Source organism: Kumtagia sp. (genome assembly GCF_059502445.1).
The window spans coordinates 181,895-193,263 of record NZ_JCACER010000110.1 but is presented as its reverse complement, the minus strand read 5'-3'; the positions used below and the strand labels follow the sequence as shown (position 1 = coordinate 193,263).

Genomic DNA, 11,369 nt, shown 5'->3' with positions numbered 1-11,369 from the left:
CCAATCTCCCCCCTTGCGGGGGAGATGTCCGGCAGGACAGAGGGGGGTGCGAAGGAGCACGACCAGCAACGATCATCATCCCGCCCTCCCCGGCTCGCCGAAACCCTCATGCACAACCAGCGGCGCGAAATAGGCTTCCGATGCGTCCTCGATCTCGGGAATGCCGCCGCCGGTGATGCGCGGCACGGCCTGCAAAAGCGCCCGCGTATAGGGGTGGCGCGGGTCGTCGAACAAGGCCGCCGTCGGTCCTTGCTCGACGATGCGGCCCTTGTAGATGACGTAAAGGCGGTCGGCGAATTCGCGCACCACGCCGAGATTGTGCGAGATGAACAGCACCGCCGTATGGTGTTTCTCGGTGAGGTCGCGCATCAGCGTGAGCGTCTGCGCCTGCACGGTGACGTCGAGCGCCGTGCCCGGCTCGTCGGCGATCAGCAGCGATGGCTCGTTGGCGAGCGCCATGGCGATCATGACACGCTGGTTCATGCCGCCGGAAAGCTGGAACGGATAGGAATCGAGCACGCGCTCCGGTTCGGAAATCGCCACGTCGTCGAGCGCCGCCACCGCGCGCCGACGCGCTTCGGCTTGCGAGATGCCGGGGCTGCCGCGCAGCAGCACCTCGTGGAACTGCGTCGCGATCGTGTAGACCGGATTGAGCGAGGAGGTCGGATCCTGAAAGATCATCGACATTCTTGTGCCGCGCAGCGCGTGGCGCTCCCGCTCCGAAAGCTTCGCCAGGTCGCGACCTTCGAACTCGACCAGTCCGGAGACTCGGGCGCTGCGCAGCGACTGGATGAGGCCGAGCACGATGCGCGCCGTCACCGACTTGCCGGAGCCGGATTCACCCACCAGCGCGACGCGCTCGCCCTTGGCGATGTGCAGCGAGATGCCGTGCAGCACCTCCAGCATGCCCGCATGGCTGCGGAAGCCGAGCTTCAGATCGCGGATCAGCAGCGTGGGTGCGTTCATTGCTCGGCCCCCAGAATCTCCCGCAGCGCGTCGCCTACGAGATTGAAGCCGAACACCGCGACCAGGATGGCGAGCCCGGGAAAGACGGTGAGCCACCACGAGTCCGGCAGGTATTTCGCGCCGTCCGCCACCATCGAGCCGAGGTCCGGCGTCGGCGGCTGCACGCCGAGCCCGAGGAAGGACAGCGACGAGGCGATCAGGATGACGAAGCCGAGGTCGAGCGTCATCTTGGTGAGGATCGACGGCACGCAGTTCGGCAGGATCTCGCGGAACATGACATGCGTTTTCGAGGCGCCGATCACCTCGGCGGCGAGGACGTAACCCTCCTCCTTCTCGGAGCGCGCAAGATTGTAGACGAGGCGCGTGTACCAGGGCCACCACATGGCGGTCACCGCGATCATGCCGTTGGTCAGCGTCGGCTCGAGCACGCCCATCATCGACATGGCCAGCACCAGCGGCGGGATCGACAGGAACACGTCGGTGACGCGCATCAGGATGTATTCGACCCAGCCGCCGAAATAGCCGGCGACGAGGCCGATGGTGACGCCGATCGGCACGGCGATCGCCAGCACCACCACGCCGAGGATCAGCGAGATGCGGTAGGCGTAGACGATGCGGGTGAACAGGTCGCGGCCGACCAGGTCGGTGCCCATGATGTAGGGCCACTCCGGCGCCTTGTTGAAATTGGCGAAGTCGACCACGGCGCCGGCATGCTCCGGAAACGGCGTGATGAAGTCGGCAAAGATCGCCGACAGCACGACGAGCGCGACCAGTGCCAGGCCGAGCAGCGACAGCGGATTGCGCAGCAGGATGGCGAACGTGCGGTTCATGGGCACACTCGCGAGATGGTGTGACCAGCGACGCCCTCCTCTGGCCTGCCGGCCAAATGCGTTTCGGCTTCCCGGGCGCCCCCTCCACCACGCTTCGCGTGGTTCCCCTCCCCCGTAAACGGGGGAGGATCGACGGCGTAGCCGGCCGCAACGGAGGGTCCTCCCCTGCGAAGCGGGGGAGGGGGACCGCCGAAGGCGGTGGAGGGGGCGCTTCGCGTGAGCCTCTCCATCACCCCGCCCTCTGCGAATAGCGTATGCGCGGGTTGATGAAGGCGATCAGCAGGTCGACGATCACGTTGACGATCAAAAACATCGCGGAGATGATCAGCACCGTGCCGATGATGGCGTTTAAGTCCTTTCGCAGGATCACCGCCACGCCGTACCGCGACAGGCCCGGCCAGGCGAATACCGCCTCGACCAGGAAGGCGTTGCCGAGCATCGCCGCGAAGTCGAGGCCGATGATGGTGAGCGACGGGATCATCGACGGCCGGAAGGCATATTTGCCGGCGATGCGCCTGCCAGGAAAGCCGTAGGACTGCGCCATCTCGATGTAAGGCTTTTCGTAGGTCTCGACCATGTTGGAGCGGACCAGCCGCGCCGCCTGGCCGATGCCCGACAGCGCCAGCGCAAAGGCCGGCAGCACGATATGCCAGGCAGCATTGCCGAAGGCACGGACATTTCCGGCGATCAGCGTGTCGACCAGCAGGAAGCCGGTGGCCGGCGGGATGGTAAAACTGTCGGAGATGCGTCCGGCGATCGGGAAGAGCGGCAGGAAATAAGCGAACAGCAGCATCAGGATCACCGCCCAGACGAAGGCCGGGGCGGAGACGCCGAGCAGCGTGACCAGGCGGATCAGGTTGTCGATCCAGCTGTCGCGGTAGCGCGCCGAGAGGATGCCGAGCGGCAGGCCGATGAGCACCATCATCAGACCCGAGACGAGCACCAGTTCCAGCGTCGCCGGCAGGAACTGGGCGATATCGGTCATCACCGGCCGGTTGGTGTAAAGCGAGACGCCGAGGTCGCCGCGCGCCAGATCGGACAGGAAGTGGCCGTATTGCACGACGATCGGCTGGTCGAGATGCAGCCGCTCGCGCAGCGCCGCGACCTGCTCGGCCGAGGCGTTCGGCCCGAGCGCGATGCGCGCCGGGTCGCCGGGGATCACCCGGGCGATGGCGAAGATCAGCATGGAGACCCCGATCAGCACGATCAGCGAGGTTCCCAGCCGCTTCGCGAGGAGGCGGACGACAGGCAGCATCATCGGTTCCGTTCGTCGGGCGGTCTGCCGGCGGCAAAGATAGCCACCGGCCAGCAAAATCAGCCTATTCGTTCATTTCCATCAGGCGGAAGGTGAAGGCCATGCCGGTCAGGCCGAACGCCTTGCTCCTGTCGGTGAGCGCCGGAACCGAGACGCGCTTGCTCGCCGCGAACACGGCGTTCTGGTCATAGGCGAAGATCGTCGGTGCGAGCTCCTTCAGCCGCTTGCCCGCCTCCGTGTAGGTGGCGGCGCGCTGCTCGTCGCTGGTCTCGGTACGGCCCCTGTCGAGCAGTTCGTCGACCTTGGCATCCTTCAGATATTCCGGCGACTGCCAGGTGCCGGCGGCCGAGGAATGATACATGCCGTAGATCAGCGTGTCGGGATCGCCGGTGACGGCGTTGACGAAGACCTGGCTGATGTTCGGCGTGTTCTCCGGCTTGGTGACCTGCTCGGAGAACAGCGCCCACGGGATCTTCCGGACTTCCGACTTGATGCCGAGTTCGGTGAAATTCGCCTGCATCAGCAGCGCGTAACGCTCCTCGAGCGGCACCTCGCCCACCCAGGACAGCTCGAGGGTGAAGTCCTCCGGCTTGTACTTGCACTGGGCAAGGTACTCTTTCGCCTTGTCGAGGTCGCGGGCATAGGCTTCCGAGGCCGGCAGCGCGCCGAGCATGCCGGCCGGCAACGGGCCGGAGGCCGGGCTGCCCTGCGACACCTCGTCGGTGATCGCCACCATCTTGACGCCGGCGGCGTAGTCGAAGGCATAGGTGAGCGCCAGCCGGCAGTTCAGATCGTCCAGCGGCTTCTTGGTGGTGTTCATCTTGATGTAGAAGCCGGAGCCGCCGGTCTCGACCAGGAGCTGCGCGCCTCCGGCGGCGAGCGCCTTCAGCACCTCCGGCGGCAGCCATTGCGAGGTGATGTCGTGCTCGCCCTGGGCGATCAGCGTGCGCACGGTGGCGGCCTCCAGCCCGTAGCGCAGCCGCACCGTGTCGGGCGCCTTGGCGGGAACGCCGAGGAAATAGTCGGCGTTCCTGGCCATCACCGTCTCTTCCTGCGGATTGTGCGAGACGACCTTGTAGGCGCCGCTGCCGGCGGCGTGGGTCGAGAGATAGCCCTGCCCCCAGTCCTTCATGTCGCCGTCGCCTGCCCGGAGGTTCTCGGAAACGAGCTTCTTGTCGACGATGGGCAGGCGCAGCAGCGCCGACAGGAAGGGCGAATAGGGGCTGGTCAGCGTGAATCTGACGGTTGTCGGATCGACGGCTTCCGCCTTCTCGACATTGGCGAAGAGATAGGAAAGTCCCTGCCCCAGCGCCTTCATGCGGTCGAGCGAGAAGACCACGTCCTCGGCCGTCAGCGGATTGCCGCTCTGGAATTTTACGTCGGAGCGCAGCTTGAAGGTGTAGGTCTTGCCGTCGGTCTCCCAGCTTTCGGCGAGATGCGGCACGACGCCCGGCCTGCCCTGCGCGGCCAGCACCAGCGTGTCGTAGATGTTGAACGTCAGGATCGAGTCGGCATAGTCCGTGGCCTTGCCGGGATCGAGTTCGCCGACGGCGACCTCATCGAGGCGCAGCACGGTTTCGGCAGCGGCAGGCGTCACGGCGACGACCGCAAGGCCGGCGAGCGAGGTGGCGGCGACAAGCGTCGCCGCCAATGGCTTGAGCAGGCTTTTCATTGTGTTTTCCCCTTCAGTATTTTCAGCGGCTTTGGTGCACTTTTGCGGCTCGTTGCGCGCGACACGGCCATGCTGGTCTCGGGCCGGCCCGCCGGCGCCCCGTCACCGAAGACGTCCATCGTGCAGGTGTGCAGCACGGTCGTCGACGACGTGGTGTGATTCCACGTCGCATGCGTCCGGGTGGACGGGAAATGGACGGAGTCGCCCGTCCCAAGGATCGTCCGCTCGCCGTCGATCTCGATCGTGAGCGCGCCTTCGAGGATGAAGAATATCTCCTCGCCCTCATGCGACATCGGCTCGCTGCGAAAACCCGGCGGCTCGTGGAAGATGACGCTGCGCAGCACGTTGCCCGGAAACGACGCCGAGAGGCGCTCGTAGGTGACGGCGTTGCTGCCGAGCGCGTAGACCGGCCGCTGGTCGTGGCGGGTCACCGGCTTGTCGCCGCGCGGCTGCGCCAGGAAGTCGCCGACGTCGGAGCCCAGAACCCGGCAGACGTTGATCAGCGAGGTCAGCGACGGAATGGTGATGCCGCGCTCGATCTGCGAGATGAACCCGACCGACAGGCCGGCGCCGTCGGCCACGTCCTTGAGCGTGAGGTCGAGAGCCAGCCGGCGATCCCGGAGCCTCTGGCCCAGCGGGATTTCGGCCGAGTTCACGCCGGTCGTGTCGGCAGCCTGGCTCATGCCTTCTCCATTTTAGTAGGACTAAAATTGTAGCAGGACTAAAACGTCGTCAAGTGGAATCTGCGTGATCGAGCGGCAATTCCGTCACATGCCCGCCAGGCAGGCACTTTTGCAGGAAACGCGGGAGCGGCGGCTTCGGCTCGAAGCGCTCGGCAGGACGACCTTTGGTGGGTGGATGACGCGCGATACAGGCGAGGCAATGGTCTCGGCGATCCGCGAACCGCCTCGGCTCGCGGGCCATGGCCTGGCAGCACCCTCGGACTATCAAACCGATGGCGTCAGCCCGCCATCAGTTGTGCCGCCCTTTCCGCGATCATGACGACCGGCGCATGCGTGTTGCCGGACACGATGGTCGGCATCACCGAGGCGTCGGCTATGCGCAAGCCATGAATGCCGCGCACACGCAACTGCGGGTCGACCACCGCCATCTCGTCCGTCCCCATCCTGGCCGTGCCGACCGGATGGAAGATCGTCGTGGCGATGTCGCCGGCGGCCCGCGCCAGATCCTCGGCGGACTGGATATGCGTGCCCGGCCTGAACTCCTCCGGCCCGTATTCCGCCATCCGCCCGGTCGCCATCAGCCGGCGCGCGGCACGGATGGAATCCGCGGCCACCGCCCTGTCCGCGTCGGTCGAAAGGTAGTTGGGGGCGATGGCCGGATGCACCATCGGATCGTTCGCCACGATGTTCACCGTGCCGCGCGACTCCGGGCGGAGGTTGCAGACCGAGACGGTGATCGCCGGAAACGCGTGCAGCGGCTCGCCGAACTTGTCCAGCGACAGCGGCTGGACGTGGAATTCGATGTTCGCCGTCTCGAAACGCGGATCGGACTTCATGAAGATGCCGAGCTGCGACGGTGCCATCGCCATCGGTCCGGAGCGCTTCAGCGCGTAGAGCAGGCCGATCTGCGCCTTGCCGAGCAGCGAGGCCTGCCACTCGTTCAACGTCCGCGCCCCGCGGATGCGGAACGCCGTCCGGATCTGCAAATGGTCCTGCAGGTTGGCGCCGACGCCGGGCATGTCCCTGACAACGTCGATGCCGTGCCTGCGCAGCAGCTCGGCCGGACCGACGCCGGAAAGCTGGAGCAGCTGCGGCGTACCGATCGCGCCGGCGGCGAGCACGATCTCGCCCGAGGCCGCGGCACGGGCCGGGCGGCCGTCGAGGCGGAGGTCGATGCCGGCGGCGCGGCCGGCCTCGAAACGGATGCGCTCTGCCTGCGCACCGGTGACGATGCGCAGGTTCCGGCGATGCCGGACCGGCGCGATGAAGGCGCGGACCGCGTTGAAGCGGAAGCCGGCCTTCTGATTCACCTCGAAATAGGACGAGCCCTCGTTGTCGCCGGCGTTGAAGTCGTCGATCTTCGGCACACCGAGCTCTTCGGCCGCCTCGCGCACCGCATCGAGGATCGGCCAGGAAAGCCGCTGGCGCTCCACCCGCAATTCGCCGGCCTGGCCGTGATAGGGACCGTCCAGCGCATGATGGTTCTCCGACTTGCGAAACAGCGGCAGCACGTCGTCCCAGCCCCAGCCGACATTTCCGAGCTGGCGCCAGTGATCGTAGTCGGCGGCTTGGCCGCGCATGTAGATCATGCCGTTGATGGAGGAGCAGCCGCCCATCACCCGGCCGCGCGGATAGGCCAGCGAGCGGCCGTTGAGGCCGGGCTCGGCGACGGTCGAATAGCCCCAGTCAGTGCGCGGATTGCCCATGCAGTAGAGGTAGCCGACCGGGATGTGGATCCAGTGGTAATTGTCGGACCCGCCGGCCTCCAGCAGCAGGACGCGCCTGGAGGGATCGGCGCTCAGCCGGTTTGCCAGCACGCAGCCCGCCGATCCGGCGCCGACCACGATATAGTCGTAGCTGCCGAGGTCGATGCGATCATTGGCCCGCTTGCGATCGTTCATGTGTTCCGCTGTCCCGCAGATAGCCGTGCCATTGTGCCGGCATCGCCTCCGCCAGCGAACGATAGAGCCGGTACCGCGCCTCGACGAGATACCTATGCTCCGCCTGGGGCGCATGCACGCGACTCGTCCTTACCATAGCCGAGACGCCCGCTTCGATGGAGCCGAACATGCCGCCCGCGACCCCAGCCCCGATCGCGGCGCCCAGCGCGCCCGTCTCCTGGCATTCTGCGATGGTGACGGGAACGCCGACGATATCGGCGAACATCTGGCACCAGGCTGCACTGCGCGACCCGCCGCCCGAAAGCGCCGCCGTCTCGAAGGCCGCGCCGGCCGCCTTCAGCCTGTCTATGTGGCGGCGATGCTCGAACACCACGCCTTCATAGAGCGCCGACAGCATCTCGGCCCTGCCTTGCCAGCCCGACAGGCCGACGAAGGCGCCGCGCGCATCGGCATGCGTGGCCGAGCCGTACAGGAACGGCAGGAACAGCGGGTTCTCGGCGGCGGGGCGGACCTGCTCGACCAGCCGGTTGCAGTCCTCGAACGCGGACGCGTCGTGCGTCGGCGCGAGTTCGCGCACGAACCATTCGAGATTGACGGCGGAGGTGGCGCTGGACTCCACCGCGACGTAGCGGTCCGCCCTCCAGGTCGAGGCGTGGAAGATGCGCTCGTCGACCAGCGGCGTTTCACGAACCACCTGGTTGATGCCCCAGGTGCCGGCGACGATCGCCGCCTGCCCCGGCGCATGGACGCCCGATCCGATCATCGAGGCGATGATGTCGAAGAATCCGGCGGCGACGGGTGTTCCCGCCGAGAGCCCGGTGGCCTGCGCCGCCTCGCCGGTGACGTGGCCGGCGATCGCCTCCGACTCGACCAGTGCCGGCAGCATCGCCTCCGCATCGGCCAGATCGTAGGCCTCCAGCAGCTTTCGGTCGTATCGCCGTTCGGGCAGCCGCAGCAGTCCGCAGCCGCTCATGTCGGAATAGTCGCTGACGCGGTTGCCGGTCAGCATCAGCGTGATGACGTCCTTGCTGAGCAGCGCCGTCCCGGTCTTCGCATAGAGGTCGGGACGGTTCTGCTTGACCCAGGCGAGCAGGGTCGCTGTCTGCGCCGGCCAAGGCCGCTGCAGGCACATCGGGTAAAGGTGGTCGCCGGTTTCGCCGCCGCGCATCGACGAGGCCAGTGCGGCGGCCCGGTTGTCGATCGACTGGATGCCCAGCAGCGGCCGCCGGTCGCGATCGAGGAGATAGAGGCCGTTGCCGTGCCCTGCCGTGCCGACCGCCGCGACGTCCCGCCCCTCGACGCCCGCCTGGCGCAGGCATTCGCGGATGACGGCGGCGGCGTTGCGCCACAGTTCGGCAATGTCGCGCTCGACATGGCCGGGCGCCGGCTGGCTGGACGCACCGTTCGTCGCGGCACGCGCCAGCATGATGCCGTCGCGGTCGAACAGCACCGCCTTCACCACGGTGTTGCCTGCGTCTATGCCGAGGAGATAGCGGCTCACGCGGCGGCCTCGTAGATGCGCCAGGTCTCCGCATCGTCGACGCCGTCGTGGATCATCGCCATCAGCGCCCGGACGACGCGCCCCGGATTGTCGTGCTGGTAGATGTTGCGGCCATAAACCATGCCCTGCGCGCCCTGCTTCATCAGCGCATACGAGTTGGCGAAGACCTGGCGCAGGTCCGCCTTGCCGCCGCCGCGCACCAGCACCGGGCAGCGCGCCGCCTCGACCACCCGGTGGAAGTCGGTGGGGTCGTCGGTCGGATCGGCCTTGACGATGTCGGCACCCATTTCGCGGGCCAGCCGCACCAGCGTGACGATCTTCTCGGCGTCGCCGTCGACCAGATAGCCGCCGCGCTCGCTGTTCGGCTGCATCACCAGCGGCTCGATCATCAGCGGCATGCCGTAGCGCTCGCAGTCCTGGGCGACGCGCGAAATGTTCTCGACACATTGCCGGAACAAGCCCGGCTCGTCCGGCAGCATGAACAGGTTGACGACCACGCAGGCCGCATCCATCCGCAAGGCCGGGGCGATGGGATCATGCGCGTTCTGCAGCACCGCCCACATCTCGCGATGGCGCGTCCTGTTGTAGGGGTTGCCCATGTCGATGCGCATCACCAGCGCGGGCTTGGCCTTGCCGGGAAGCTCCTGAAGCAGGTCGGCCTGGCCAAAATTCATCTGGATCGCGTCCGGCCCGGCGTCCGCCAGCAGGCGGACGACCTTGCCCATGTCCTCCAGTCCGGCGAGGAAGGACGGTTCGTTGCAGACCCCGTGGTCGATGGCGACGTCAAGACATTTGCCGTTGCCGAACAGGCGGTTCATGCGGACTTTCTTGGACTGGTACATGCTGGTCTCTCCGGATTGTATTGCGGTCGGTCAGCGACTGGGCGTCGAGACCATGACGGGTAGCGAGATGCTCGACGAGCCGGTCGATCTGCCGCCGGGTTTCAGCCGCCGTCCAGCCAAGCACCGCCGCCGCGATATCAGCGATCTCCTCGATGCCGGCCATCGAAAGCGTGCCGCTGAAGGGCAGCGACATGCGGCGCAGCACGAGGTCCTCCAGCGTCACCACATGCTCGTTGCCCGCCATCCAGACGATCTCGGCGCGGCTGTAGGCCGGAAGGGCGACAAGCGGCGGGCTCGGCATGGCCGGTGCGAGATCGGCGGCGCGGGTGCCGTAGCGTGCCGCCAGCACAGCCGCGGCGGCCGGCGTCACCTGCAGCGAAGCCGCCAGCGCCTGGACCCACTCGGCGCGCGCCGCATCGCCTGACGGGAAGTCCCTTCCACCGCCGATCGCCAGCGTCTCCGTCGAACGGCTCCTCATCCTGCCGAGCCGCGCCATCACGGCGTCGGCCGCCGCCGCGCCAAAGGCGCGGAAGGTCGTCCACTTGCCGCCGACCAGGTTGAGCACCGGCACGGTTCCAGGCATCCATTCCACGCTGTGATCGCGCGAGATGCGCGCGGTGACGTCCGCCGCGCTGCGCGGCAGCGGCCGCACGCCGCTGAAGCGATAGACGATGTCCTTTTCCTCCACATTGATCCGCGGAAATATCTCGCGGATCGACCCAAGGATATAGTCCACCTCCTCCGGTTCGCAGCGGATGGCGTCCGGATCGACCACAGGAATATCGGTCGAGCCGGCCAGCACCATGCCGAAATGGACGAAGGCGATGCATACGCGCCCATCGCGATTGGCGAAATAGATCATGGTGTCGCCCAACGCCCGCGCCAGTTGCGGACTGTCGAGGACGATATGCGACCCCTTGGTGCCGCCGATCAGCGCGGGTGCCCCGGCATCGACCAGCCGGTTCGTCAGATCCACCCATGCGCCCGTCGCATTGACGATGACGTCCGGCTCGAGCGCAAATCGCTCGCCGGTGACCGTGTCCGTCAGGACGGCCTTGCCATCCTCAACGCCATCGAAGCGGACATGGTTGATCGCGAGCGCGGAACTGCTGGCCGCTTCCGCATCGATCACCATCTCGACGCCGAGGCGCTCGGGATAGCTTATCGCCGCGTCGTGATAGAGCGCGACGAAGCGGAACGGTGCAGCCAGGTCCGGCCAGCGCCGCCCGGTCTCGCGGCGCCCGAAGAAGCGATGCCGCGGCAGCGGGCTTCTCCGGCCAGCATACCAGTCGTAAAGGGTGAGCCCGATCTTGACGACAAGCGCGCCGCGATTGCCCGGCGGCGGGTTGCCGCCGAGGATGCGACGAGCCGCGGCGAAGAGCCCGGAGAGGCGGTCGGTGATGGGAATGGCCGTCGGCAGCGGCCGCACATAATGCGGCGCGTTGCGCAGCAGCAGGTTACGCTCGTTGAGCGATTCACGGACCAGCGCGAACTCGCCGTTTTCCATATAGCGCAGGCCGCCATGGATCATGCGCGAGGGCGCCGAGCTGGCGCCCGACATGAAGTCGCCCCGCTCCGCCAGGACCACGTCGATGCCCTGCAACGCCAGCTCGCGGAACGTGCTGATGCCATTGATGCCGCCGCCGACCACCAGCACGGCGACGCGCTGCCTGGCACGGAGGGCGTCAAGCCGCTTCTGTCGAGTCTCGCAGGTCATCT

General features: G+C 67.0%; 9 protein-coding genes. All 9 read right to left on the bottom strand.

The annotated features are described in order from the left end of the window. Nucleotides 1-75: 75 nt before the first annotated feature. Nucleotides 76-966: an ABC transporter ATP-binding protein gene (locus AC5JDC_RS29870; protein ID WP_495847290.1), complete on the bottom strand. Its 891-nt coding sequence runs from the start codon at nucleotides 964-966 to the stop codon at nucleotides 76-78. Beyond that, nucleotides 963-1,796: an ABC transporter permease gene (locus AC5JDC_RS29865; RefSeq protein WP_495847288.1), complete on the bottom strand. Its 834-nt coding sequence runs from the start codon at nucleotides 1,794-1,796 to the stop codon at nucleotides 963-965. The genes AC5JDC_RS29870 and AC5JDC_RS29865 overlap by 4 nt, the downstream gene beginning before the upstream one ends. 229 nt (nucleotides 1,797-2,025) lie before the next feature. Further along, nucleotides 2,026-3,051 (bottom strand): ABC transporter permease, encoded by a 1,026-nt coding sequence (locus AC5JDC_RS29860; protein ID WP_495847286.1) that lies wholly within the window; start codon nucleotides 3,049-3,051, stop codon nucleotides 2,026-2,028. A 64-nt stretch (nucleotides 3,052-3,115) separates the two neighbouring features. Continuing rightward, complete coding sequence (locus AC5JDC_RS29855) at nucleotides 3,116-4,723, bottom strand: ABC transporter substrate-binding protein (protein ID WP_495847284.1); 1,608 nt, start codon at nucleotides 4,721-4,723, stop codon at nucleotides 3,116-3,118. Then, nucleotides 4,720-5,406, bottom strand: coding sequence for a helix-turn-helix domain-containing protein (locus tag AC5JDC_RS29850; protein ID WP_495847283.1), 687 nt, complete (start codon nucleotides 5,404-5,406; stop codon nucleotides 4,720-4,722). Before AC5JDC_RS29850 ends, AC5JDC_RS29855 begins: the two co-directional genes overlap by 4 nt. Before the next feature lie 278 nt (nucleotides 5,407-5,684). Further along, the gene (locus AC5JDC_RS29845) at nucleotides 5,685-7,307 is read right to left on the bottom strand and encodes a GMC family oxidoreductase (RefSeq protein WP_495847281.1); all 1,623 of its coding nucleotides are present in this window, start codon (nucleotides 7,305-7,307) and stop codon (nucleotides 5,685-5,687) included. Continuing rightward, nucleotides 7,282-8,808, bottom strand: a complete 1,527-nt coding sequence (locus AC5JDC_RS29840; protein WP_495847279.1) for an FGGY-family carbohydrate kinase — start codon at nucleotides 8,806-8,808, stop codon at nucleotides 7,282-7,284. Before AC5JDC_RS29840 ends, AC5JDC_RS29845 begins: the two co-directional genes overlap by 26 nt. Then, entirely contained in the window at nucleotides 8,805-9,650 is an 846-nt protein-coding gene (locus AC5JDC_RS29835; protein ID WP_495847277.1) for a class I fructose-bisphosphate aldolase, read from the bottom strand. Before AC5JDC_RS29835 ends, AC5JDC_RS29840 begins: the two co-directional genes overlap by 4 nt. Continuing rightward, nucleotides 9,592-11,367, bottom strand: coding sequence for a glycerol-3-phosphate dehydrogenase/oxidase (locus tag AC5JDC_RS29830; protein WP_495847275.1), 1,776 nt, complete (start codon nucleotides 11,365-11,367; stop codon nucleotides 9,592-9,594). The genes AC5JDC_RS29835 and AC5JDC_RS29830 overlap by 59 nt, the downstream gene beginning before the upstream one ends. Between the last annotated feature and the right edge of the window lie 2 nt (nucleotides 11,368-11,369).